Origin of the sequence: Zhongshania aliphaticivorans (assembly GCF_902705855.1) — a bacterium.
GTDB classification, from domain to species: domain Bacteria; phylum Pseudomonadota; class Gammaproteobacteria; order Pseudomonadales; family Spongiibacteraceae; genus Spongiibacter; species Spongiibacter aliphaticivorans_B.
The window spans coordinates 319,226-342,844 of sequence record NZ_CACSIJ010000013.1 but is presented as its reverse complement, the minus strand read 5'-3'; the positions used below and the strand labels follow the sequence as shown (position 1 = coordinate 342,844).

The 23,619-nt window shown below is 47.1% G+C and carries 26 protein-coding genes; 4 read left to right on the top strand and 22 right to left on the bottom strand.

Translation table 11 applies throughout. From position 1 onward, the window contains the following. Positions 1–63 precede the first annotated feature (63 nt). On the top strand, positions 64–342 hold the full coding sequence (locus tag GVJ32_RS11215; RefSeq protein ID WP_159240142.1) for a late competence development ComFB family protein: 279 nt from the start codon (positions 64–66) through the stop codon (positions 340–342). Between the two features lie 62 nt (positions 343–404). Here GVJ32_RS11215 and GVJ32_RS11210 read toward each other — a convergent pair whose 3' ends face one another. Genes GVJ32_RS11210 through GVJ32_RS11190 form a run of 5 tightly spaced genes read right to left on the bottom strand, consistent with a single transcriptional unit; the run spans position 405 to position 6,059 of the window. Then, complete coding sequence (locus GVJ32_RS11210) at positions 405–1,463, bottom strand: protein-glutamate methylesterase/protein-glutamine glutaminase (protein ID WP_286187614.1); 1,059 nt, start codon at positions 1,461–1,463, stop codon at positions 405–407. 48 nt (positions 1,464–1,511) lie between these two features. Continuing rightward, positions 1,512–4,295: a methyl-accepting chemotaxis protein gene (locus GVJ32_RS11205; RefSeq protein ID WP_159240141.1), complete on the bottom strand. Its 2,784-nt coding sequence runs from the start codon at positions 4,293–4,295 to the stop codon at positions 1,512–1,514. A 30-nt stretch (positions 4,296–4,325) separates the two neighbouring features. Further along, positions 4,326–5,165, bottom strand: a complete 840-nt coding sequence (locus GVJ32_RS11200; protein WP_159240140.1) for a CheR family methyltransferase — start codon at positions 5,163–5,165, stop codon at positions 4,326–4,328. A gap of 41 nt (positions 5,166–5,206) precedes the next feature. Then, complete coding sequence (locus tag GVJ32_RS11195; RefSeq protein WP_159240139.1) at positions 5,207–5,665, bottom strand: hypothetical protein; 459 nt, start codon at positions 5,663–5,665, stop codon at positions 5,207–5,209. A 34-nt stretch (positions 5,666–5,699) separates the two neighbouring features. Continuing rightward, complete coding sequence (locus GVJ32_RS11190; protein ID WP_123182284.1) at positions 5,700–6,059, bottom strand: response regulator; 360 nt, start codon at positions 6,057–6,059, stop codon at positions 5,700–5,702. Positions 6,060–6,242: 183 nt separating this feature from the next. On the opposite strand from GVJ32_RS11190, the gene GVJ32_RS11185 reads away from it, so the two are divergent. After that, on the top strand, positions 6,243–7,097 hold the full coding sequence (locus GVJ32_RS11185; RefSeq protein ID WP_159240138.1) for an HDOD domain-containing protein: 855 nt from the start codon (positions 6,243–6,245) through the stop codon (positions 7,095–7,097). A 43-nt stretch (positions 7,098–7,140) separates the two neighbouring features. Here the strand turns inward: GVJ32_RS11185 and GVJ32_RS11180 are convergent, their stop codons facing one another. The 6 genes from GVJ32_RS11180 to GVJ32_RS11155 all read right to left on the bottom strand — a co-directional run bounded on the left by GVJ32_RS11180 (position 7,141) and on the right by GVJ32_RS11155 (position 11,698). Continuing rightward, the gene (locus GVJ32_RS11180) at positions 7,141–7,728 is read right to left on the bottom strand and encodes a chemoreceptor glutamine deamidase CheD (protein WP_159240137.1); all 588 of its coding nucleotides are present in this window, start codon (positions 7,726–7,728) and stop codon (positions 7,141–7,143) included. Positions 7,729–7,758: 30 nt separating this feature from the next. Next, positions 7,759–8,151 carry a hypothetical protein gene (locus tag GVJ32_RS11175; protein WP_159240136.1) on the bottom strand — a complete coding sequence of 131 codons (393 nt, stop codon included), beginning with the start codon at positions 8,149–8,151 and terminating at the stop codon, positions 7,759–7,761. Between the two features lie 104 nt (positions 8,152–8,255). Next, entirely contained in the window at positions 8,256–8,714 is a 459-nt protein-coding gene (locus tag GVJ32_RS11170; protein ID WP_159240135.1) for an STAS domain-containing protein, read from the bottom strand. A 6-nt stretch (positions 8,715–8,720) separates the two neighbouring features. Further along, positions 8,721–9,233 (bottom strand): chemotaxis protein CheW, encoded by a 513-nt coding sequence (locus GVJ32_RS11165; RefSeq protein ID WP_159240134.1) that lies wholly within the window; start codon positions 9,231–9,233, stop codon positions 8,721–8,723. A gap of 18 nt (positions 9,234–9,251) precedes the next feature. Further along, positions 9,252–11,324 (bottom strand): chemotaxis protein CheA, encoded by a 2,073-nt coding sequence (locus tag GVJ32_RS11160; RefSeq protein WP_200841405.1) that lies wholly within the window; start codon positions 11,322–11,324, stop codon positions 9,252–9,254. A gap of 14 nt (positions 11,325–11,338) precedes the next feature. Next, entirely contained in the window at positions 11,339–11,698 is a 360-nt protein-coding gene (locus tag GVJ32_RS11155) for a response regulator (protein WP_159240133.1), read from the bottom strand. Positions 11,699–12,020: 322 nt separating this feature from the next. On the opposite strand from GVJ32_RS11155, the gene fdxA reads away from it, so the two are divergent. Then, on the top strand, positions 12,021–12,344 hold the full coding sequence (fdxA, locus tag GVJ32_RS11150; protein ID WP_159240132.1) for a ferredoxin FdxA: 324 nt from the start codon (positions 12,021–12,023) through the stop codon (positions 12,342–12,344). A 71-nt stretch (positions 12,345–12,415) separates the two neighbouring features. Here fdxA and rpoS read toward each other — a convergent pair whose 3' ends face one another. From rpoS to GVJ32_RS11095, 11 genes are all read right to left on the bottom strand, one after another. Next, positions 12,416–13,408: an RNA polymerase sigma factor RpoS gene (gene rpoS / locus GVJ32_RS11145; protein WP_159240131.1), complete on the bottom strand. Its 993-nt coding sequence runs from the start codon at positions 13,406–13,408 to the stop codon at positions 12,416–12,418. Positions 13,409–13,481: 73 nt separating this feature from the next. Then, complete coding sequence (locus GVJ32_RS11140) at positions 13,482–14,267, bottom strand: peptidoglycan DD-metalloendopeptidase family protein (RefSeq protein WP_159240130.1); 786 nt, start codon at positions 14,265–14,267, stop codon at positions 13,482–13,484. 230 nt (positions 14,268–14,497) lie between these two features. Then, complete coding sequence (locus tag GVJ32_RS11135; protein WP_159240129.1) at positions 14,498–15,400, bottom strand: DUF368 domain-containing protein; 903 nt, start codon at positions 15,398–15,400, stop codon at positions 14,498–14,500. Between the two features lie 42 nt (positions 15,401–15,442). Beyond that, positions 15,443–16,084, bottom strand: a complete 642-nt coding sequence (locus GVJ32_RS11130) for a protein-L-isoaspartate(D-aspartate) O-methyltransferase (RefSeq protein WP_159240128.1) — start codon at positions 16,082–16,084, stop codon at positions 15,443–15,445. Positions 16,085–16,151: 67 nt separating this feature from the next. After that, positions 16,152–17,162 carry a tRNA pseudouridine(13) synthase TruD gene (truD, locus tag GVJ32_RS11125; RefSeq protein ID WP_159240127.1) on the bottom strand — a complete coding sequence of 337 codons (1,011 nt, stop codon included), beginning with the start codon at positions 17,160–17,162 and terminating at the stop codon, positions 16,152–16,154. After that, entirely contained in the window at positions 17,152–17,634 is a 483-nt protein-coding gene (gene ispF / locus GVJ32_RS11120; RefSeq protein ID WP_159240339.1) for a 2-C-methyl-D-erythritol 2,4-cyclodiphosphate synthase, read from the bottom strand. The genes truD and ispF overlap by 11 nt, the downstream gene beginning before the upstream one ends. A gap of 5 nt (positions 17,635–17,639) precedes the next feature. Next, positions 17,640–18,350, bottom strand: a complete 711-nt coding sequence (gene ispD, locus GVJ32_RS11115) for a 2-C-methyl-D-erythritol 4-phosphate cytidylyltransferase (RefSeq protein WP_159240126.1) — start codon at positions 18,348–18,350, stop codon at positions 17,640–17,642. A 44-nt stretch (positions 18,351–18,394) separates the two neighbouring features. Then, positions 18,395–18,673, bottom strand: coding sequence for a septum formation initiator family protein (locus tag GVJ32_RS11110; protein ID WP_159240125.1), 279 nt, complete (start codon positions 18,671–18,673; stop codon positions 18,395–18,397). A gap of 113 nt (positions 18,674–18,786) precedes the next feature. Beyond that, positions 18,787–20,070: a phosphopyruvate hydratase gene (gene eno, locus GVJ32_RS11105; protein ID WP_159240124.1), complete on the bottom strand. Its 1,284-nt coding sequence runs from the start codon at positions 20,068–20,070 to the stop codon at positions 18,787–18,789. Positions 20,071–20,103: 33 nt separating this feature from the next. Then, a complete protein-coding gene (gene kdsA / locus GVJ32_RS11100; protein ID WP_159240123.1) occupies positions 20,104–20,955 on the bottom strand; it encodes a 3-deoxy-8-phosphooctulonate synthase in 852 nt (283 codons plus the stop codon). A 35-nt stretch (positions 20,956–20,990) separates the two neighbouring features. Beyond that, the gene (locus GVJ32_RS11095; RefSeq protein WP_159240122.1) at positions 20,991–22,613 is read right to left on the bottom strand and encodes a CTP synthase; all 1,623 of its coding nucleotides are present in this window, start codon (positions 22,611–22,613) and stop codon (positions 20,991–20,993) included. Positions 22,614–22,801: 188 nt separating this feature from the next. Here GVJ32_RS11095 and GVJ32_RS11090 point away from each other — a divergent pair, with 188 nt between their 5' ends. Next, positions 22,802–23,605 (top strand): inositol monophosphatase family protein, encoded by an 804-nt coding sequence (locus tag GVJ32_RS11090; protein ID WP_159240121.1) that lies wholly within the window; start codon positions 22,802–22,804, stop codon positions 23,603–23,605. Positions 23,606–23,619: the final 14 nt, after the last annotated feature.

Below are 23,619 nucleotides of genomic sequence, written 5' to 3'. Positions count from 1 at the left end.
ATTTTATGCACGCACTAGGCAGCGTACCGTCAAGAAAATAAGGTATTTTTATAGGGACTCACCGTGCTTATATCTGACAGAATCACCAATTTTTCCGAAATATTATTAGAAGATGCGATAACTAAAAGACAACTAGAAAAGTCCATGAGCGATGAACACCTTCAAGATGTAATCTGCCTAACTTTAAATCAACTTAGGCCCCAGTATGTTAAAAGCACAATGGATATGCGCATTAACCTCTCCCCAGAGGAGTATCAATCCGCACTGCGCGGTATAGACACCGCGCTAGAAAAGGCAATTAATATTGTTAAGTCAGGCAGGCGTGAGGCTATGCGAGATTGAGCACAACAGTTCGCTCAAAAAAACAAGATAGATAGTTGAGGCACTACAATTAAACAAAAAACTTAGGCGTGAGCTGTACTGTTTGCGAGCAATTCGGCTATATCAACAAGCTCCACTACACGATCAACGGCCTCTAAACGCACGGCAGAACCAGGCATACCCCACACCACCGATGACCGCTCAGACTGGGCAATAGTGTATGCACCTTTATCATGCATCGCCTTCATACCAATCGCCCCATCTTTCCCCATACCAGTTAATATAACACCGGTCGCGTTTCTCCCCGCCGCCTTCGCTACAGAATGAAATAACACATCTACCGAAGGGCGATGTCGATTGACAGGGTCTTCATCAGACACCCGACAACGATACTGAGCACCGTCACGCACGACACTGAGATGCTTTTCTCCCGGCGCAATATAAGCGTGACCACTTAAAATTCTATCGCCATCCTCAGCCTCCTTTACAGTGACGCCGCACAGGGAGTTTAAGCGCTCTGCGAATGAGCTACTGAACATGCCTGGAATATGCTGAACGATGACAATACCCGGAGAGTCTGCTGGCATACCTTGCAAGACCACGCGTATTGCCTCGGTACCTCCGGTAGACGCACCAATCGCTATGAGCTGATCCGTTGTTCGATAACTACTAATCTTGGGCGTCGCAAGCGGAATTCGTGCCTGGGCCAAAGTAGCTAAATGGGTGACGTTTGCCTGGGCAGCCGCTTTAACTTTTTCGATGATATCCCGACCGGAATCAGCGAGTCCCCTCGCAATATCAATTTCTGGTTTGGCGACAAAATCAAAAGCACCCATCTGTATTGCTTCTAAGGTAACACTGGCGTGTCGCGTCGTTAAAGAAGACACCATGACAACGGGCATCGGACGCAAGCGCATCAAGTTTTTTAAAAATTGCAAGCCATCCATACGCGGCATTTCGACATCAAGTGTAATTACGTCGGGATTATGTAATTTAATTTTTTCGCGGGCGTCAAATGGATCTCTTGCTGTCGCTACCACCTTAATATTTGTATCGCTATTAAGAATATCAGATAATACTCGTCTCATTAGCGCCGAGTCATCAACAACCACAACGCGAATAATATTATTTTCTATCATCATTCTGTAAATACCAATGTAAGTGATACTCCAGACATCAATACCCCTAGGCTAGAATTCGATCCAGTCATCTTCATCTTGAGACGACGCAGGAACGAGCTTAACCGCGCTAGAACCCATCGCGACAGCCTCAGACAAGCCAGAGGCGGAACTACGTGAAATGGATGATTTGACCGCTACCGAAGCGCCTACTTTTTCTTCTCGTTCGGGCCTAGGCCGTGCCACAGTCGCCGACTTTGTGGGTAACACAGTAGAGGTAGGACGCGATAACGGAACCTGTCTACCCATCGCCCGTTCTGGCCGCGGCCGTGCAGTAGGTGATGGTGCACTGGCTGGCCCCGTCCGAATTATCGGCGCTCTTTTTTCATCAGCTATTTCTGCTTTATGTCGCGTAATAGGTCTGGCTGCGGAAGGACGTCGTGTAGAAACTGGACGCGTTAATGCATCTCCAGATTCCCGCACTCGACCTCGCTGCGGAGTACGACGACTATGCAAGGCTTGCTTGTCACCCTCAGTTTTAAAAAACGTAATCCGCTGCGTTAATACTTGAGATTGATCGTCCATCGATTGACTTGCTGCCGCAGCCTGCTCGACTAAAGCTGCATTTTCCTGAGTCACACGGTCCATATCGCGGACGGCTTTACTAACTTGCTCGATATCCAACGATTGCTCCTGACTCGACATCGCAATCTCACCGATAATATCGGACACCCGATTTACACTAGACATAATCCCATCTAAACGTGTACCGGACTCATCTATGAGTTTGGAGCCTTCGGAAACTTTACTAACACTATCTTTAATCAACACCTTAATTTCTTTAGCCGCCTCGGCACTGCGCTGCGCCAAGTTCCTAACCTCAGATGCAACAACCGCAAAACCTCGACCCTGCTCACCCGCTCTCGCGGCTTCCACCGCAGCATTCAATGCAAGCAAATTTGTCTGAAAAGCAATTTCATCAATTACACCAATAATGTCTGCTATACGCTTAGACGAGGCATTAATTTCGCGCATCGCACTAACCGCCTCACCGACAACTTTGCCGCCTAACTCCGCCTCACTACGGGCGCTACTGGCTAGATTATTTGCCTTAGCTGCATTGTCAGCATTTTGCTTAACCGTCGCAGTAAACTGAACCACGCTTGCTGACGTTTTCTCCAATGAAGCGGCCTGATTTTCAGTTCGATTCGACAAATCGAGATTACCCTGGGCAATCTCTGATGAAGAATTGCGAATACTTGTCGCTGCATCTCGTATCTGATCAACCATGCCGCGCAAATTAGTAATCGAGGTATTCACAGCATTCTGCATTGTTTCAAACTGACCCTGATACTCGCCGCTCATGACCTCTGACAAATCCCCTTCGGCTAAGCTCGACATCACTCGCACACTTTCTTCTAAAGGGTTAGCAATTGCGTCCATCAGAGAATTTAAGCCATCTGAAACTCGATGAAGAAAACCAGAGGTATTTGCATTATCTATACGTTTAGCCAAATCTCCGGCAATGGCACCATTAATAAGTTGCTTGATCTGCTCTTCTGCAAAATTTTGTTCAGCAACAATGGCATCCATCAAACCGTTTACGGCCTGACTAAGCCGTTTCATAAATCCTTCGTACTTATCGCTATCAAGCCGTTGATCTAGCCGACCATCAACCGCAGCGGAAATAATATCGGCAATTTTTCGTTCGGCATCTTTTTGCTCGGTTATATCCTTCCACTCCACCATATTTCCCATATAGCAGCCATCTGCATCGAGCACCGCCGTCGCATTTACTTCAAACTCTAAATCACCAAGCTTGATCTCCGCTTTCGCTGGCAATGCGGCTATATTCGATAAAATATGACGCTGATGACTGGGATTTTTGTGGAATTGGTCAATAGACTGGCCAACTAGGTTATTAACGTCAAACGCGGGAAAATGACGACGTAAGATATCCTCGCGATATTTAAACATCGCGACAACGGCGGGGTTTGCATAAGTGATGCGCAAATCAGAATCACACATCATCAAATTTGCCTCTGCCCCATCAACACCCGCCTTCATTCTTGCAACTTCTAGCTGTTCAAGGCGCTGTGCTGTCGTATCACTCCATTCAAAGGTATAGCCCCGATGACTACCGCGCGAGTCTAACTGCGCCGTCACATTAAGACTAAATACAAGCTCGCCTACAACTAAATCTATTGCGAGAGGTAAATTATCAACATCTGATATCAAGGCTCGCTGCTGATCGCTTAAGGCATTTAAAATTATGCACTGCCCTTGATTTAATTGATCGACATTGAAGCTTGGGTAGCTAGACTTTATCTCAGATTCTTTATCAGCAAATAATTTTGCAATTGCCGGATTGGCATAAGTGACATTAAAATCTAAATCCAGTAATAGAATTGCAGTTGTTGCCTTATCTAAAACGCCCTGCAAATGGCCTGCATCCATTTCGGCGCAAACCTTCTTTGTCTCATCAGCCCACTCAGCAATATAGCCGGAATGGCCATTCGCACCAGAGTACGTAGACAGTGTTAACACGTAATACCTACCATCATTAGTAAGATAGCGAGTGTTTGGAAACGCATCCGCTTCAGATAATGGGCTGTGATCAGACTTTGCTGCTTCAGCCTCTTTGCGCTTATCAAAGATAATTCGTTCTGTACTTCCACCGTCAAGCACACGTCCTAACTCAGCTCCTAAGCTAACAGCTTCAGAATTCGCATAAACGACGAAAAACTCTGAATCCAATAGCGCGATTGGTGTTAGGAATTTATCAAAAGCAGAACGTAAACCTGTTAGTTCCGCAGCTGCATTTCTCACTGGAGATTTCCGCTTAGCTGCCGTCATTACGCCCCCTTAACAACATAAGATACGAACTCAAACTCTTTCATATATCGTCTTACCAATTAATTTGTATTGAGAATTTTCAACACCAATATTCTCTGAATGCCCTATCACCAACTTAGAGCCAACACTTTGAACCTTCGCAAATTTATCAATGAGCATCTTTTGTGTCGTTTTATTAAAATAAATCATCACATTACGACAAAAAATAATGTCCATATTGTGCGGTAGACTCCAGTTATCCATAAGATTCAACTGGGCAAAGTCAATTAGGTTTCGGACCTCGGGCTTTACTCGGACCATACCTACCTTATTCCTACAGCCTTTTAAAAAGAAATTTGTCTTTCGCTCTTTCGTTAAACCTTCGATTCGATCAGCGGTGTACACTCCCGCCTCAGCCCTAGCGAGTACATCGCGATCTAAGTCAGTCGCAAGCAAGTGCGCTTCTACGCCACCATTTTTCGTCTGAGCCTCTTTAATAGTCATCGCGATCGTATAAGGCTCTTCTCCTGTGGAACAACCTGCCGACCAAATTTTCACAAGGCGTTTATTCGTTGGTGACAAAAGGTAATTTTGAAGGAATGTGAAATGATGATCTTCACGATAGAAACTTGTGAAATTAGTAGTAATCGAATTAATGAACTCTCGAGTAACCTCGTCATCACCTGCCTCTACTAAGGCAATATAATCAGAGAACCCCTGAAGCCGACGCCGTCTTATTATCTTCGAATAACGACTATATGTAAGTGGCTTCTTCTCGCGGCTTAAATGGATACCAGTCCATTGATTAACCAGCTCAATAATCCGAGAAAATTCTTTGTCAGAATACCCATACTGAAAATCTTCGTTCGGATTGCTGCTAATCATATTCATAGACTAATACCGTTACATAATACAAAAATATGATTAAACATTTAGCTAACAAAAAATTGGACTCGACCTTTCCCATACTTTGGAACACCCAACTCATAGCATATCGATACCGCATTACTCAGAGATTCCAAACTTTGAGCAGCAGTCGACATAGGTATAAGCTCTGCCAATTTAAGGTGTGGTGTGCTATTCGACATAAGCAAACGGCTACAGATATTCATTACTTCGTAAAAATTATCTAATACACTTTTCGTAAACTCTTTGTCTGACACCATATCTTTGGCACCGCCTGGTGGCAGCATACTTAGCGCTGCACCAGAAAATATAGTCATACCAGCATCGCTAAGGCAGGCCGCTACGACCTCTCCTTCAGGGTTAACAAATATCGCTGCATAAGCGGCATCACCAACATCGTTTACTTCAACGGGATCGACATCACCGTCATATAACATGCCTAACATTTCAGACACATGGTCGGCCGATGGCTTAAGGTATTTCATCACACTAACTCCAAATCAGGCGGGACTACTATGACTACATGACGGCGCCAAGGACTTTTTCAAAGCTTTCGACCGAGAAAGGTTTAGATATTAGAAATCGAGCCCCCCCAGCCGTCGCCTGCTCTCGCATTACAGCGGTAGCCTCTGTTGTTATAAATCCAAATTTTGTTTTTAAACCTTCATCATTCATGGCTTGCAGCAATTCGATACCCGTCATTTCTGGCATATTCCAATCTGCAAGTATAAGATCTGGCATATCTTTGCGGATTTTATCGAGGGCCACTAGACCATTCTCAGCCTGCACGACGTCACCAGTATCAAAACCCGCTTGACGAATTGTACGAATCACCATATTTCGCATTGCAGTACTATCGTCCACGACCATTATTTTCATAGTTTTGCCCTACAACATAATCCATATTAAGAATAAAAAATCACCGCCAGATAATTACAGCACAGTGCAACTTAAAGTCGTAGTTAGTGATCTTACCTATAGGATTAGTCGCGCCACTTTCGCTAATATCATTAAACTACCCATAGCTCTAACCGTCACACCACATTGGACCGAGGTATAGCCGTGAGCCAGAACGACGTTAATGTCATTATTGCTAAAACGAGTATCCTCATCAGTTATCCCAAGGCTGCACTTGAAATACAGCGGGTAATAAATGACGACGAGTCCACGATGGCTGATATTGTACGATTAATAGAATTAGATCCGGCCCTTGCCTTAGCGGTGATCAGAACCAGCAATAGCGCCGCACTCAATACCGGCATTGAAATCAGTTCGATTACAAAGGCTGTCTCTAAATTAGGACAAAAGCAGGTCGGTGAAATCGTTACCGCCGTTGATGCGGCTCGCAGCTTCAGCAAACTTCACAATGACTTATGGAATATCACCGACTTTTGGCAGCACAGTATTAGCTGTGCGGTATTAGCAAAGATACTAGCCAAGACCTTATCTATTTCAGCTCCTGACACCGCATTTACCGGCGGCCTATTACATGATATTGGCGAACTCATACTGTTTAGCCAGCTGCCAGAAGAATCTACTGCTTGCCTGCAAACTTCACTGCTGCCCACCAATCATGAAGAGTTATTTGAAATTGAAACGAGGCTACTGGGCTTTTCACACGCGGACGTAGGTGGCGCTTTGGCTAAAGATTGGAGCTTACCTGATAGTTTAATTGACTGTATTCTGCATCATCACACACCCTCTAGCGAGGTCGGCACTCACATGCTCACAAAAATCATTCATGTCGCCAATTCACTATCCGTGCTGATTGAACTGGATTCCGATGACATTGAGGATGCACCTGCAATAAACCGCAAGGTATATGATGAGTTAGGGCTGAATACTGAATTAATACAAGAAGTGATCGCTTCTGCACGAAGCGAAATACAATCTCTAAGTAGTTTGTTTAATGAGTGATATACAGCGCTATTAGCTTAGTAGCCAAAAGCATTAGCCGACACTAATCAAATAACTCGATACTGCCAGCAGCACTATTACGCATTTTGCTCTCATAGCTGGCTTCTTGCTGAGCAACGGTTGCTGCGTGAACTGAGCGCAGGCGTTTTACCTTTACCTTTCCCGTTGCGGGAAAATAAAGAATCTTTCTCGAAAACTCGCCGCCCAAGTCTTCAGCAGCAATTTGATACCCTTCTAAACTAAGGAAAGACTTAACGAAATCGATGTTTTTTTGCCCGATATCACTAAGTCCTCGCATGATTTTCCCGCCGCCAAACAATTTAATTTCCAAGCGTGTCTTACTGCCCCCCAACTTTATAATATCGTTGATAAGGTTCTCCATCGCAAACGCACCAAATCGGTTAAGGGATAAGCCACTGCCACCCCCTTCGTCACCCGGGAGCATAAAATGATTTAAACCGCCTATATTTAATCGAGAGTCCCGCACGCAGGCCGCAACGCATGATCCTAAAACGGTGCCGATACACTCGTCACCACCTGCGCTAACATAATATTGGCCAGGCAGTACTCGTGCGGTGTAAGCCCCAATGACAGGGTCCCAATGTTTATGAATTTCATCAATCGCCGTCAAAGAATAACATCCTAATAGATTCACATATCATTAGAATAAAGTGACATTATTGGCTGAACGAAAGCGTTGATTAAGTGTGCGTTCGCGTTCGGTACTGCATTCTAGGTTGGGCACAGCAAGCTGCTTATCTGTTTCACTACTTATTGTATTACTTGTTCTGCGCTCTATATCTGCTAAAAAATTAACAACGTGTTCTACTCGTTGATTCAAGCGATCCAAGTACTGAAAATCTCTAATCAAATGGTTCAACAACTGCTGCGATCGACCCTTCTCGTTTGCTTGCAGTGCTTTCTGCATTTGAGAAAGCGTACACAAAATAGCGTCTGTGTCGGTTCCAGACTCAGACAGGGCATCTGCCAACTGCAGGCGCGCCAAATGCACTGAAGAAGTAGCTATCAATAGTTGATCATGACTTTCCGACATTTTTCACCTCACAAGGTCAAGTGTACTAAACCCGACATAGTGCTCCTCTTACAGTAAAATTCATTTATCAACGCAGCCTAAAGGGAATCATTCTTACGACCAAGTCATACACTATATGAGCTTCGCAGTATTCGTTCATAATCTAGGTTTCTTGCCGCCTCTTTAAAGGCATTGCTAGGCTTTTGAATTAAAAATTTTTGTTCCGCAATCGCCGCAGCTTCCTGAGCCGAAATTAATAATTGCAAAGCCGGGGTGTCAATCACGCTAACTAAACTGGCATCAATACCTATATCTTCCCCGCCATCTAAGGCCGCCACTAATTTTTTGTGTAAATCTGCAGCTGAGTCTACCCCTGCTTTTTCACCCAAACTCAGTTTTTGCTTGCCCTTACTGTCATCCGTATCCCGCGCTTCGTTGTCACCTAGCAAGATAACAAAGCCATCATCTTTCTCAGATGATTTAGGAGGATCAAGAAGTATAGTAAACTCCTCTTTCTCCCCGCCTTTGTCACAGGTTTTATCCGGCTCGGGATCATTCAGTAAAATAATAAATTCGTCACTCATAAGATCTCACGCTGCACTAGATTGGGAGTTGGGAGCAAGCTTGTCACGAATATCGAGAAGCCTATCTATGTCGAGCAAAATGAGCATTTTATCTTCAATGGTAGACAGGCCCTTCACAAACTCACTACTTACCGAACCGCCAAAATCTGGCAGCGGCTGAAGCGCGTTTTCATCAATGCTATACACTTCGGATACAGCATCGGTCACCATACCAATGGTGCGCGATTCGTCGTCATTGTGGGTTTTAACAACGATGATCACCGTCGTCTTACCAATATCCATATCTGGCATATTAAAGCGCTTGCGCAGGTCAATTATGGGAACAATAGCACCGCGTAAATTCATCACACCGAGAATATATTCCGGAGAGTGAGGAATAGGAGTAACGGTGTCCCAGCCCTGTATACCCTGAACACGCAAAATCTCTACACCATACTCCTCACCGTTAAGATAAAAAGTCAGATATTGCTTGCTGTCGGCCTCTGCATTGCTTCCAGCCATAATGTCCGCGTGAGACATAGTATTCTCCTCTTTATATTAGGCAGCGAAATCTTCAATTTTTGAGGTGATTGCTGCGATATCTAATGTTTTTATCAAACTCGGTACATCGATTATCATTGCGACATTGCCGTCACCCAAAATCGTCGCCCCAGCAAGGCCAGCCACCGGCTTATAGTTTTCCTCAAGGCTTTTAATTACAACTTGCTGCTGATCGAGTAATTCATCGACAAATAAGCCAATCCGCTGACCGTCGCTTTCAACCACCACAAGCAACTCGCCATCGCGCTCTAAATAGGTCTTGATTGAATCATTGCAACGCAATTTAAACGCATCCCTTAGGCGCACGACCGGAATATAGTCATCCCGCAGGCGATACACATTGCCATTGCCAACCACTTTTCGGACTTCACCCGGCGACACAAGCACCGTTTCTACAATCGATAAGAGTGAGAATATATAAACGTCGCTACCCAACTTCACCAATTGGCCGTCGAGTATCGCCAAGGTAAGCGGCAGCCGAATTTTGAAACGTGAACCCACCCCTTCTCGTGAGCTCACTTCTATGCGGCCACCTAGATCATTAATATTACGCCGCACAACATCCATCCCAACACCGCGACCAGAAAGATCGCTGACGGCTTCGGCGGTGGAAAATCCTGCTTGGAAGATTAAGTTGTTAATTTGATCATCGGAAAGCTGCTCAGAGGGACTGACGATACCTTTCTCGATCGCCTTTGCTAATATCCGTTGCCGATTTAGGCCTGCACCATCGTCGTCTACCTGGATAACGATATTGCCGCCTTCGTGGTAGGCACTTAGATGCAGAGTGCCGGTCTCGGGCTTTCCTGCTGCTAGGCGATCTTCCGGCTTTTCAATACCGTGATCCAATGAGTTTCTCACTAGGTGAACAAGTGGATCGCTCATTTTTTCTAATACAGTTTTATCTAGCTCGGTATTTTCGCCTGACAATTTTAATTCGACTTTTTTACCTGTCTTCTGGGACAGGTCACGCACCAGACGCTTAAAGCGACTAAAACTCGCACCAATCGGCAACATGCGAATCTGCATGGCGCTCTCTTGTAACTCTCTCGTGTGACGTTCAAGCACCAAAAGCCCATCTTTTAAGCCCTGTGCCTCGTTGCCCGCGACCGCTCCGTCGGCATGACGCGCCAACATTGACTGGGTGATGACCAGCTCACCCACAAGATTAAGTAGCGCATCAATTTTATCGATACTTACTCGAATGGAGCCTGATTCCTTAGTAGATGAGGTTTTTTTTCCGTTGCTGGATGAAACTCCAGCGGTGACGCCGGACTCCGCTTCACTGCTAGGTAAGCCCAATGCAGCTGCAACCGGCGCTGCTTGGGCTTGGGAGTTGGCAATGCCAGACTCTTTGCACTCGATGATTATGTCGGCTTGATCACTCACCCAATCAAACACTTCTTCAATGCGTTTACGCTCGGCATCGGTATCTAAAATTAGAATCCAATGTGTATAGCAGCTATCCGCCTCCATATTGCGAATGTCTGGTAATTTGGATATATCGGATACTATTTTCAGCTCACCCAAGGCCCGCAATTCGTTAAAGATACGAAGCGGCTCATTCCCTGTTTTTAAGATATCAACTGAGGGAAAAAATTGAATTGTCCATTGCTTTGTCTCCGCAAGCTCGCTTACTTCGCCGTCACTTGCAGAAATCATCGCCACACCTGACGGCAGCGCTAAAATAGTATCTATACGCTGCTTAAGCTCAATTGAACTCGCTTCATCCGGCGTATTGCCAGCTTTGAACATATCCAGCATGCACCTAATACTGTCTACGGACTCAAGTAAAACCTCGATAACATCTTCGCTTACACTGCGTTCCTGAGCCCGTATTTGGTCTAATAAGGTTTCGACGCCATGTGTAAATTTCGATATCGGCAGAAAGCCGAAAGTAGCTGCGCCGCCCTTAATGGAGTGGGCTGCACGGAAGATATTATTAACAATCTCTAAATCTGGCTGACCAATGCCGAGCCCCAACAGCCCAGACTCCATGACATCGAGCCCTTCATAACTTTCCTCATAGAAGATGTCATGAATTTCACTCATATCCATATCGTCAGACATATCAGTTCCTCAACTCACAAAACTTTATCTAGTAACGACAGCAAAGCACTGGGGTCGAACGGTTTTACAATCCATCCCGTAGCACCAGCGGCCTTACCTCTCGCCTTAAACTCCGGTGACGACTCGGTCGTTAGTATCAAAATCGGCTTGTATCGATACTCCGGTATGCCGCGCAACTCACTTGTCAAAGTAATACCATCCATATTGGGCATATGAACATCCGTAATTACCAAATCAGCCGTGCACTGCTTTGCAATATCTAGCGCCCCTATACCATTTTCGGCCAACTTCACCGTGTGACCGCCGCCCTCTAAGGTCATCGCAACAAGCTGGCGAATAGAAGGCGAATCATCAACTGCGAGAATAGTAGCCATGCAGGAAGCCCTTTTATTTTCCCCGCTACTGGCGACACGGGATGGGTGAAGAGAAATATCTAGTTTAAATATGCCCTAGCTAGTAGAACTTTACGCACCATCTAAGTGTATTCGTAGAAGTACGGACAGGAGTTGTATCTCATGCACTATGAGCAGAGCACTGCCCCATCTAATGCGTAATAACAACCTCGAACATGAGGAAAAGCTACTGACAGCTAAATTATTGTTAAGACTAAGGCTATACCGATTTTTTTCACTGGTGTTACAATACGCCCCTCAAAGAATTACCACCCAAGTCAGGATTAAAAGGGGCTGACCAGAAATGACTTTTGTTGTAGGCGAAGATTGCATCAAGTGCAAACATACAGATTGTGTTGAGGTTTGTCCGGTAGACTGTTTTTACGAAGGTCCGAACTTCCTTGTTATCCATCCTGATGAGTGTATTGACTGCGCCTTGTGCGAGCCAGAATGCCCAGTAAATGCAATATTCTCGGAAGATGAGCTGCCAGATGACCAGCAAGTATTCCTTGAATTAAATGCAGAGCTCGCAGAAGTGTGGCCCAATATCACAGAGATGAAAGATGGCCCTGCCGATGCTGAAGAATGGGCTGGAAAGCCGAATAAACTACAGTATCTAGAGCGCTAAACTTCTAAAAATGAAGTTATAGTCGTAAAAAAGCCCGCATTTGCGGGCTTTTTTACGACTATATATCACCCCTAATTAAAGTCTTCGGAAAATAAGGCTGCGGCACTTAAGCCATTCGCTTCAAATAAAACCCGCATACTCTTTAAAGCCTCAACCTGAATTTGCCGAACTCGCTCGCGAGTCAAGCCTATTTCACGACCAACCTCTTCTAAGGTTGCCGACTCATGGCCACGCAAGCCAAAGCGGCGCACCACTACCTCTCTCTGTTTCACACTCAGCTCATCTAGCCACTCATCAATACTGCTGGATAAATCTTCGTTCTGCAGTATGTCACTAGGGTTCAAGGCCTGAGTGTCGGCGATGGTATCTAGTAAAACCTGATCAGAATCCTGTGCAAGCGGCACATCTACCGACGCCACCCTATCTTTAAGACCACATAATCGCTTCGCCTCGGATACTGGACGATCTAGCGCGACAGCCATTTCTTCTGGCGATGGCATGTGATCGAGTTTTTGAGTCAGCTCACGCTCTGCCCGCAAATAACTATTTAACTCTTTCACCACATGAATGGGTAAGCGGATCGTACGAGTTTGGTTCATGATCGCCCGTTCGATAGTCTGCCTAATCCACCATGTAGCATAGGTAGAAAAACGAAAACCACGCTCAGGATCAAACTTCTCTACCGCGCGAATCAGACCAAGATTGCCCTCTTCGACTAAATCAAGAAGACTCAAACCACGGTTTAAATAACGTCGGGAAATTTTAACAACCAAGCGCAGATTGCTTTCAATCATGCGCTTTCGCCCTGCCTCATCGCCTTTTCGAGCAAGACGAGCAAAATGGACCTCTTCCTCTGCACTTAATAACGGCGAAAAACCAATTTCGCTCAAGTACATCTGGGTTGCATCGAGATCACTGCCCTGCCGTCGAGAGCCTGTTGTTCTAATAGGCTTGGCTAGTTTACGAGGACGTTCAGCATTGTGTTCATCGTTCTCACGATGCTCATCTGCATGAACTTGAACTACAGTTGAACGATAATTATTACTTTCTTCATATACCCGCATCGTCGAATCCTTATTTTCGTTTTATTGCTCGACTTGGGNGATACTTTAGACAATCTCCTGATCGTAATGGCGTTCAGCGCCGAGGAAGCAGCCTTAAAGGATCAACCGGTTTTCCGTCTATACGAACTTCAAAATGTACCTTAGGCGAATCGGTACCGCTGTCACCTAGCTCTGCGATAACCGTGCCCGCCTTTACGCTATCTCCCTCCTTAACCAGTAATCGTCTGTTGTGCCCGTAGGCGCTTAAGTAGCGATCCGAGTGTTTAAGAATTAGTAAATTTCCATAACCTACTAAGCCGCTTCCTGAATACACCACTACGCCAGCCTTTGACGCACGTACAGGCTCACCCATTTTACCTTTAATATCAATACCTTTATGAGCTTGACCGGTGGCAACAAAGCGCCGCACTAAAGGGCCCTCTACCGGCCAGCGCCATACGCCAGCTGAATTTGAAACACTGGGCAACGGCTTCACAGCGGGCTTGGGCGCATTAACCGACGCAGCAGCATTTTTAACGCTCTTGCCTGAGGAGCTACGCGAAGGTTTATGCACGGTAGCAGCGGGTTTAGATACGGACGCAATAGCGCGAGTGCTCTCTTGCAGTACCAGTGCCTGCCCTGGGTAAATGGTATAAGGGGCTGCCAAACTGTTAGCGGTCGCTAACCCTTTAACATTGAAGCCATAACGCCACGCAATAGAAAAAAGCGTATCTCCGGCACTGACGACATAATACGAAGGTGGACTTTCAGATGGATTATAACGATCAGAAACAGGCGCAGAGCCACCACTTGTGGTACATGCTGAAAAGCTAATAGCAAAGACAACAATACTGAACAGTCGTTTCAGCGTCGCCTTCATGTCAGCATTCCGATAAGCACAAAAACAAGCCTTTTTTGCTAAAGAAGTTATATTTAACTTACATCATCGATACAAAAACTATCAAAATCACCGCAACTACTAAGCTCATTCTAATTACTATATGTACTTTAAAAAGCTAGCAATAGAAAAAAACATTCTTAAAAACATCAGGGTATCTTTGACTAATTCGTCTATACCCAAACGGTGTCACTAATTTCATCAGAGCCGGTCTAAGTCTTAGCCATTCGCTCAAGCAACAATACTAACAACACACCCAACGCTGCTATTATTAAAGACAACAGTAACTGAGAATCGGCTTGCTGAGCATATTCCCAGGGCATCACATTCTGCCACCCTGGCGCCAATGATTCAGACAATAAATGGCCATGAGCGTCAAACTTCCACGGCCAAATAATCGTCAGTGATCCCAGCAAAATACCTGTCAATACCGCCAGTAAAGGCGGCCGATGATGATGCATCAACCAAGACAACACTCGAACAAACAACATTAATCCAACACCACAACCCGCCACAAAACATAAGAGCGATACAAGCTCAATATGTTTGACCGCATCAATCACCGGTTTATACATCCCCAGCAGTAGCAATATAAAACTGCCGGATATACCCGGCAATATCATTGCGCATATCGCTAATGCACCCGACAAAAATAGAGTAAGCGGTGTAGCGCTGAGCTCTGCGGGACGCAATTCGCCTATCGCCACAGCGAAGACAACGCCAAATATCAGCCAAACCAACTGACGTCTACTCTGCGGGATTTGCCGAAAAACAATCAGGGCAGACGCCAGTATCAAGCCAAAAAACAAGGCCGCCAGTGGCAGTGGGTATTCTTGTAAACCATAAGAAATTATACGAGCGAGCGACAAAACACTGACAACCACCCCTGACATTAAACTCAACAAGAACCAGCCATTAATGTATTGCCAAAAGGCGGCAGGCCCTGATTTAGTGAGCGTTTTCAGCGCCTGTAAATTCACTGACTTAAGACTTTCTATTAACTCGTCGTAAATACCGGTAATAAAAGCGACCGTGCCACCAGACACGCCAGGTACTACATCTGCTGCGCCCATGGCCATACCACGAACAAATACCGCCGGAGAAAACCCCTTCATTACTATTCCCATTACCTTTTCGGCGCTCTTAATAGTGTGTTTTTAAGCGACTATGACACCAGCGACCATCGGCACGAATAAAACAGGTTCGATGAGCTGCTCTTGAATGCCTTCGTCAGTCTTGTCGTAAACATAGAGGGACTGCTGCTTACCGACTGGCCCAACGGGAATAACAAGGCGTCCACCGACAGCAAGCTGCTCTAATAATTCAGCGGGGACAACTTCTGGCGCAGCGGCGGATAAAATGGCGTCAAATGGCCCACGCTCTTTCCAACCCATGCCGCCATCCGCATGTCGTAAATGCACATTATGCAAACCCAGTTGCCGAAGACGCTGGCGCGCTTTTTCTTGCAGGGGACGAATCCGTTCAACGCTAAACACACGCTCAACCATCTGCGCTAAAATCGCCGTTTGATAGCCTGATCCGGTACCGACTTCCAATACTCGCGTACGAGGCCCATTTGCCAATAGCAGTTCGGTCATACGAGCAACAATATAGGGTTGCGATAGCGTTTGCTGAAAACCAATTGGCAGCGAACTATCCTCATAAGCGCGATGTGACAGCGCTTCATCAAGAAAAATATGTCGCGGCGTGCCTCTAATAACGTTCAGCACCGCTTTATCGGTGATTCCCTGTTCAGTCAAACGTTCGATCAAACGATCTCTCGTCCGCTGGGACGTCATCCCTATGCCTTGCAAATTTAAAATTGTCACCGTGTCGTCTCAGTAAACTTCAAGGCTGATCAAGCCCTTAGTAATTGATCAATTCTCGCACAAGCGCCGTGGCGAAACAGCCCCTAGGCAATGAAAATGCGAGCGACAGCGAGCCGTCCTCCAATTTCTGCCACTGTAAATCTTTAGGTACAACACGTAATGCGCGGCGCTCCATCGTCAGATTGTTCTTCATCAAACCTGCGCATAAATCAGAAAAGCCGGTATAAACTTGCTCTTCAAGCTCCGCCACCACTGCGCCCACCCCCAACTTACCCACCTTGCCATACAACGGCCCAGTGGGATGAATATCGCCTGCCGTTAAGCGCGATACAATGTCCGCGTCTACCTCTGCCAAAAACACACTACCGCTATCACGCAATGAAAACACGTCACCATCTAAGCCTTGATTCCAGCTAACGTCGCTAAGTCGCTGAGCGAGCACCGTATTAAAAATCAGGGATCGCGCTGCAGATAAATACATGCCACGATCAAAACGCCCAGGGCTTAGCTCACCAGCAAACCACTGTCTGCACGCCTCAATATTGCCGCCGCCATGACCAAAACGCTGTTCACCAAAGTAATTAGGAAAGCCCTGACTGATTGACTGCAAGCGAGTTTCTAAGTCGGTAAGATCACCATGTAACGCTGTTAACCGGAGAATAAAACGGTTATAGCGATGACTGCCTAAACGCAACTTCTGCCGATGACGGCCTTGGCGTAAAATCCGCCAGGTTTCATTTTCAGGAACAACCCACTCCGGTTTGTGCTTACCAGGTAAGTGAACGCAAAACCACTGCCGCGTTACTGCGTGCCGGTCTTTCTGCCCAGAATATGTCACCGCACGAGGCTGCACACCCGCCAGACGCGCCAATTGCTTCGCTAGGTACTCGGTGTTGTCACCGCACTTCTCGATCCACAGCCAATCAAACTCGCCGTCATTGCTGAATTCAACATCAAACACCTCCTCAACAACAAAGTCCTTAGGCTCCGCTTTTAATAGACCAGACACTAAAGGCTGGCCCAGTGCTCTCGGCCAATCAGGCAACATCAATTCGCTCCAGCAATACCACTGCGTCGACGGCGATGCCTTCACTTCGCCCCACAAAGCCGAGTTTCTCTGTCGTTGTCGCTTTCACGCTGATACTGCTACTCGACACGGTTAACGCTGCAGCAATGGCCTCGCGCATGGCAACAATATAGGGGGCCAATTTTGGCTGTTGTGCCGAGATGGTTAAATCGGCGTTGCCAAGTCGATAACCTTGATCAAGCACCAAGGCATAAACCCGCTGCAATAGTATTAGGCTGTCGGCACCAGCATATTGCGGATCGTTATCTGGAAAATGCTTACCAATATCACCCAGAGCTAAAGCGCCGAGCATGGCGTCGCAGAGTGCATGCAGAGCGACGTCCCCATCAGAGTGCGCGAGCAAACCCCACTGACACGGAATTTTCACACCACACAGCTTTATTCCGTCGCCCTCTATAAGACGATGAACATCGTAGCCATGACCAATCCGAATGGCGCTCACTGCTGCTCTCCCTCAAGAAATACCGCCGCAATCGCGAGATCATCAGGGTAGGTAATTTTAATGTTGCGATGACTAGCCGCCACCAACAATGGCTGCTGACCACAATGCTCCAGCGCTGAAGCTTCATCTGTAACGCTTAATTGCCTTTCTCGGCAATACGCCAAAGCATCACGCAACTGCCCATAGCGGAATAGCTGCGGCGTTAAGGCCCGCCACATATTATTGCGGTCTACAGTTTCTACAATCTCGCCGTCAGTATTACTACGCTTTACCGTATCAACCACCGGCGAAGCCAATATTGCTCCGACCGCATGAGCACAGCCAAGCTCTATTAAAGTGTGAATATCTCGCTGCGACACGCAGGGGCGCGCAGCATCGTGTACCAGCACCCAATCTGTGTCAGCCGCTTCCCCCGCTAAACCATTTAATGCCAGTTCAACGGAGTCTGAGCGTTCAGCCCCGCCATTTACAGGGCGAACCCGTGGATCATTCGCAACAGGCAATAATGAAAAATGGCTATCTTCAGGGTGTAATGCAACGACTACGGCGGCGATATCATCGCGGGCCAAGAGTTTGCTCATGCTGTGTTCGATGACGGTTTTATCACCAAGGGAAAGATATTGCTTTGCGGTGGCAGCGCCAAAACGCGACCCTGTTCCCGCTGCGGGAATAACGGCCCATAGCCGCACATTATTTACCAAAGTCATTCTGCCTGTTTTGAATCAAGCTATTATTCTGCTGTGTAGTATTGTTATTCATCAACAATTAAATAAAAGGTTTCGCCAGATTTAATGAGCCCCATATCGTTACGGGCACGCTCTTCAATACTGTCTAAATCGTGTTTTAAACTGCGAACTTCGCCATACAGCCGCTCATTCCGTTTTTGAAGATCACTATTCGTGACTTTTTGAACGGCAATATCTCGGCGCAGGCTGGCAATTTGTTCCCAGCTGCCGGTACCCGTCCACAAACGCAGCTGCAACATCAGCAAGATCGCGAGCAGTATAAAAAGCAGCCGACGGCGAGTCATAGCTCGCCCTGTAAGATGGTCTTGTTGTTCATTATTATTCCAGAATTAAATCCTAGAAAGCCCATTTTAAAATACACCCAAAACAAAGAAGGCGGCCATAGCCGCCTCTTTTATTACGCTCGGAATTCATCCCGACCGCGATAAGCGGCGCCAAGCTCAGCCTCAATACGCAGCAGACGATTATACTTAGCAACACGGTCTGAGCGACATAAAGAGCCCGTTTTAATCTGACCCGCTGATGTTGCCACCGCTAGGTCTGCAATCGTTGTATCTTCGGTCTCACCCGAGCGATGCGAAATAACCGCTGTATAACCGGCATCTTTTGCCATTTTGATCGCGTCTAGTGTTTCGGTCAGCGAGCCAATCTGATTGAATTTAATCAGAATTGAGTTAGCAATTTTGTTATCAATACCACGTTTTAGGATTTTAGTATTGGTAACAAACAAATCATCGCCCACCAACTGCACACGATCACCAACACGGCGAGTCAATGCTGCCCAGCCGTCCCAATCGCTTTCGTCCATACCGTCTTCAATTGAGATGATGGGGTATTTCTGACTTAACTCATCTAAATACTCAGCAAAACCTTCGGCGTCAAACTCTTTGCCCTCACCGCTTAATGCGTACTTACCGTCTTTGTAAAACTCCGACGAAGCGCAATCTAGAGCCAAGGTGATATCTTTACCTAACTCGTAGCCGGCATTGGCAACGGCTTCAGCAATAGCTTCAAGTGCAGCCTCATTTGAAGGCAAGTTCGGCGCAAAACCACCTTCATCACCAACGGCGGTGTTCAAACCGCGAGCAACCAATACTTTCTTCAAAGCATGGAATATTTCAGCGCCTTGGCGCAATGCTTCAGCAAAGGTTTCTGCACCAACTGGCTGAATCATAAATTCTTGAATATCAACATTATTGTCAGCGTGTTCACCGCCATTGATGATATTCATCATCGGTACCGGCATAGTGTACTGACCTTCCGTGCCGTTAATCTGGGCGATACGCTGATAAAGCGGGATGCCCTTCTCAATAGCAACAGCCTTTGCCGCCGCCAATGACACGGCTAAAATAGCGTTCGCACCCAACACAGATTTACTCTCGGTGCCGTCTGCCTCGATCATGGCATTGTCGATGGCACGCTGATCTTCAGCGTCCATACCCATCAATAAATCACGAATAGTGGTATTGATATTAGCAACAGCTTTTAATACGCCCTTACCCAAATAGCGCGACTTATCGCCATCACGCAGTTNTAAAGCTTCACGCGACCCTGTCGACGCGCCGGAAGGAGCACAAGCACTACCTACAGCGCCAGATGCTAATACCACATCTGCCTCAACCGTGGGGTTACCCCGTGAGTCCAACACTTCAAAGGCCTTAATATCGACAATCTCTGCCATGCGAGTTTTCTCCGTCTTAAATCAAAAATAAAATTATGTAATATCTAGCACTGGCAAAGACTTCACGGTCTCGTCCACTGCTTTCATATGCTCTAAAAAGGCTGCCAAGGCAGACAATGGCAAGGCGCTCGGGCCGTCGCATTTTGCGCGATCCGGATCTGGGTGGGCCTCTAGAAACAAACCGGCAATACCCAGTGCCATACCGGCGCGACCCAATTCAACGACTTGATTGCGACGACCACCAGATGCTGCGCCCATCGGGTCACGGCACTGTAAAGCATGGGTAACATCAAAAATAATCGGGGCGCCGCCACTAGCTTCACGCATCACCCGAAAACCCAACATATCTACCACTAAATTATCATAGCCAAAATTACTGCCGCGCTCGCACAGCATGATTTTCTCATTGCCGCACTCTGCAAATTTCTCAACAATATTTTTCATTTGGCCAGGGCTTAAAAACTGCGGCTTTTTAATATTAATAACCGCATCGGTCGCCGCCATTGCCGCAACCAAATCTGTTTGACGCGCCAAAAATGCGGGTAGCTGGATAACGTCACACACTTCTGCAACAGGGCCAGCTTGATGTACTTCATGCACATCGGTTATCACTGGCACATTGAAGGTTTGCTTTATTTCCTGAAATATCTTCAGACCTTCTTCCATGCCGGGGCCGCGGTAAGAATGTACCGAGGAACGATTAGCTTTATCGAAGGAGGCCTTGAAAACATAGGGAATGCCCATCTTTCCACACACTTCAACGTAGTGCTCGGCAATCTGCATTGCCAGATCACGGGACTCAAGTACGTTCATGCCACCAAACAATACAAAGGGTTTGTCATTTGCCACGTCGATGCCGGCAACATTAACCACTTTATCTTTCATAAATCGACTCCTTCAACTCGCTCAGATCAACAATGCTATTCGCTGTGCGCGATTGCAGCGTTAACAAAGCCAGTAAATAAAGGGTGGCCATCACGCGGTGTAGAGGTAAATTCGGGATGGAACTGACAGGCAATAAACCAAGGATGGTCTGCAATTTCTACCACCTCAACGAGGCTCTTATCAGCAGACCAACCGCCAACACTCAAACCCGCCGCCTGCAAACGCTCTACGTAGGTGTTATTTACCTCGTAGCGGTGACGGTGGCGCTCCGTAATAGTCTCGCTGCCGTAAACACCGGCAACCACCGAGCCATCAACCAAATGACAAAGCTGCGCGCCTAAGCGCATGGTGCCGCCAAGGTCGTCATCGTGGGCACGTTGCTCAACCTCACCATCAGCCGTTACCCACTCGGTAATCAAACCGACAACGGGATTTTTGCCGTTGTCATTAAATTCGCTACTGTTTGCATCGCCCAAGCCCAGCACATTACGCGCGAACTCAATGACGGCAACCTGCATACCCAGGCAAATACCTAAGTAGGGAATTTTATTTTCGCGGGCGTACTGCACGGTGCGAATTTTGCCTTCTACACCGCGGCTGCCGAATCCACCGGGGACCAAAATACCGTCTACGCCGTCTAGTATTTCAATACCGTCTTTTTCGATAAGCTCAGAATCGATGTAACGCACCTGCACCTTGGTACGGCTGTGAATTCCGGCATGTTTTAAGGCTTCATTCAGCGACTTATAGGCATCTAGCAACTCCATGTATTTGCCGACCATTGCAATGGTCACAGCCTTATCCTGATGTAAATCGCCCTCGATCACGGAGTCCCATTCGGTTAGATCCGCTGCGGGACAATCTAGGCCAAACCGCTCAACAACCAGCTCGTCCAAGCCCTCCGCCGCCAATAGCGATGGAATTCTATAAATAGAATCGACGTCACGCAGTGGGATAACCGCACGCGACTCAACGTTGGTAAACAGCGCAATTTTATGGCGGCTGCTTTGGTCAATTTCGTGATCTGAGCGGCATAACAAAATATCAGGTTGCAAACCGATAGAGCGAAGCTCTTTAACGGAGTGCTGGGTTGGCTTGGTTTTCGTTTCACCGGCGGTGGCGATATAGGGCACCAGTGTTAAGTGCATTAGCATTGCGCGCTTGGCACCAAGCTCGACTTTTAGCTGACGGGCCGCCTCAAAAAACGGTAGCCCCTCGATGTCACCCACGGTGCCACCGATCTCAACAATGGCGATATCAGCATCGCCCGCGCCCGCCATAACACGGCGCTTAATTTCATCTGTTATATGAGGAATAACTTGAACTGTACCGCCCAAGTAGTCGCCACGGCGCTCTTTACGGAGAACGGTTTCATACACTCGTCCTGCCGTAAAATTATTGCCTTTGGCCATTTTGGCGCGAATAAAACGCTCGTAATGACCTAAATCGAGGTCGGTTTCTGCCCCGTCTTCAGTAACAAACACCTCGCCGTGTTGAAACGGGCTCATGGTACCTGGATCGACATTGATATATGGATCCAGCTTGAGCATTGTTACTTTGAGACCACGCGCCTCAAGAATGGCACCTAAGGATGCTGACGCAATGCCCTTACCCAAGGACGAAACAACACCGCCGGTGACGAATATAAAACGCGCCATGTAATGCCTTTTTAGATAGTACGAAGAGATAATAGGGTCTGAAAAAGCTGCGCTTATTCGCCCCCACGAGATGGGACGTCAGTCTAACAGGAAGGCCATATCGAAACAATGAAATTAGGCCTCTGTAGGCCGCCGACTCTCTGTTATAATGCGCGTCCAATTGCTTGCAACATCAAGGCCTTAGTACTATGCAACCCATGCTGAATATCGCATTACGCGCCGCCCGTAAAGCCGGCGACCTTATCGCGCGTGCCTCTGAACAACTCGACCGCGTTCAGATCGAAACCAAGGGCGAGAATAATTTTGTTACCGAAATCGACCGCAAAGCTGAGCAGGAAATCATCTACCACCTGCAGAAAGCCTATCCAGACCACGGCTTTTTAGGCGAGGAATCTGGCCAAACTGGAAACGCAGATAGCCCCTACCAATGGATTATCGACCCGATTGACGGCACCACCAACTTCATTCGCGGTATTCCGCACTTCGCCGTTTCCATTGCCTGTATGCACCAAGGCCAAATTGAACACGCTGTTATTCTCGACCCCATCCGCCGCGAGGAATTTACTGCCAGCCGCGGCCGTGGCGCTCAAGTAAATGGTCGCCGAGTTCGCGTCACCATGAACGCCAGCCTCGAAGGCGCGCTGATCGGCACTGGCATTCCCTTTAAAGCGCGCTGCGAGGAACACATTCCCGCCTATATGCGCAGCCTCGAAGCCATTGCTGGCGAAACCGCCGGCATCCGTCGCGCTGGCGCAGCATCGCTAGATTTAGCCTATGTCGCGGCCGGACGCCTAGATGGTTTTTGGGAGATCGGATTAAACAAATGGGACATTGCGGCGGGTATTTTGCTAGTTCGTGAAGCAGGCGGTTTAGTCAGCGACTTTAAAGGTGGTGGCAATTACTACGAAAGCGGCAACATTGTCGCAGCGAATCCGAAATGCTTGAAAGGTATTTTGCAGGCGATTCGCCCACATTTAGAAAATATTCGTTAATCGGGAGACGCTTG

What these genes read in the sequence shown, in the direction of transcription:
- GVJ32_RS11110 (WP_159240125.1), bottom strand. Translation starts at nt 18,673, where the DNA reads ATGACTCGCCGTCGGCTGCTTTTTATACTGCTCGCGATCTTGCTGATG.
- GVJ32_RS11130 (WP_159240128.1), bottom strand. Translation starts at nt 16,084, where the DNA reads ATGACGTCCCAGCGGACGAGAGATCGTTTGATCGAACGTTTGACTGAA.
- GVJ32_RS11205 (WP_159240141.1), bottom strand. Translation starts at nt 4,295, where the DNA reads ATGACGGCAGCTAAGCGGAAATCTCCAGTGAGAAATGCAGCTGCGGAA.
- fdxA (WP_159240132.1), top strand. Translation starts at nt 12,021, where the DNA reads ATGACTTTTGTTGTAGGCGAAGATTGCATCAAGTGCAAACATACAGAT.
- GVJ32_RS11190 (WP_123182284.1), bottom strand. Translation starts at nt 6,059, where the DNA reads ATGAAAATAATGGTCGTGGACGATAGTACTGCAATGCGAAATATGGTG.
- GVJ32_RS11165 (WP_159240134.1), bottom strand. Translation starts at nt 9,233, where the DNA reads ATGTCTCACGCGGACATTATGGCTGGAAGCAATGCAGAGGCCGACAGC.
- kdsA (WP_159240123.1), bottom strand. Translation starts at nt 20,955, where the DNA reads ATGAAAGATAAAGTGGTTAATGTTGCCGGCATCGACGTGGCAAATGAC.
- GVJ32_RS11195 (WP_159240139.1), bottom strand. Translation starts at nt 5,665, where the DNA reads ATGAAATACCTTAAGCCATCGGCCGACCATGTGTCTGAAATGTTAGGC.
- GVJ32_RS11155 (WP_159240133.1), bottom strand. Translation starts at nt 11,698, where the DNA reads ATGGCTACTATTCTCGCAGTTGATGATTCGCCTTCTATTCGCCAGCTT.
- GVJ32_RS11170 (WP_159240135.1), bottom strand. Translation starts at nt 8,714, where the DNA reads ATGAGTGACGAATTTATTATTTTACTGAATGATCCCGAGCCGGATAAA.
- GVJ32_RS11140 (WP_159240130.1), bottom strand. Translation starts at nt 14,267, where the DNA reads ATGAAGGCGACGCTGAAACGACTGTTCAGTATTGTTGTCTTTGCTATT.
- GVJ32_RS11160 (WP_200841405.1), bottom strand. Translation starts at nt 11,324, where the DNA reads ATGTCTGACGATATGGATATGAGTGAAATTCATGACATCTTCTATGAG.
- GVJ32_RS11090 (WP_159240121.1), top strand. Translation starts at nt 22,802, where the DNA reads ATGCAACCCATGCTGAATATCGCATTACGCGCCGCCCGTAAAGCCGGC.
- ispD (WP_159240126.1), bottom strand. Translation starts at nt 18,350, where the DNA reads ATGACTTTGGTAAATAATGTGCGGCTATGGGCCGTTATTCCCGCAGCG.
- GVJ32_RS11135 (WP_159240129.1), bottom strand. Translation starts at nt 15,400, where the DNA reads ATGAAGGGGTTTTCTCCGGCGGTATTTGTTCGTGGTATGGCCATGGGC.
- GVJ32_RS11095 (WP_159240122.1), bottom strand. Translation starts at nt 22,613, where the DNA reads ATGGCGCGTTTTATATTCGTCACCGGCGGTGTTGTTTCGTCCTTGGGT.
- rpoS (WP_159240131.1), bottom strand. Translation starts at nt 13,408, where the DNA reads ATGCGGGTATATGAAGAAAGTAATAATTATCGTTCAACTGTAGTTCAA.
- GVJ32_RS11210 (WP_286187614.1), bottom strand. Translation starts at nt 1,463, where the DNA reads ATGATGATAGAAAATAATATTATTCGCGTTGTGGTTGTTGATGACTCG.
- GVJ32_RS11175 (WP_159240136.1), bottom strand. Translation starts at nt 8,151, where the DNA reads ATGTCGGAAAGTCATGATCAACTATTGATAGCTACTTCTTCAGTGCAT.
- GVJ32_RS11200 (WP_159240140.1), bottom strand. Translation starts at nt 5,165, where the DNA reads ATGAATATGATTAGCAGCAATCCGAACGAAGATTTTCAGTATGGGTAT.
- truD (WP_159240127.1), bottom strand. Translation starts at nt 17,162, where the DNA reads ATGTTGCCTGATTGGCCGAGAGCACTGGGCCAGCCTTTAGTGTCTGGT.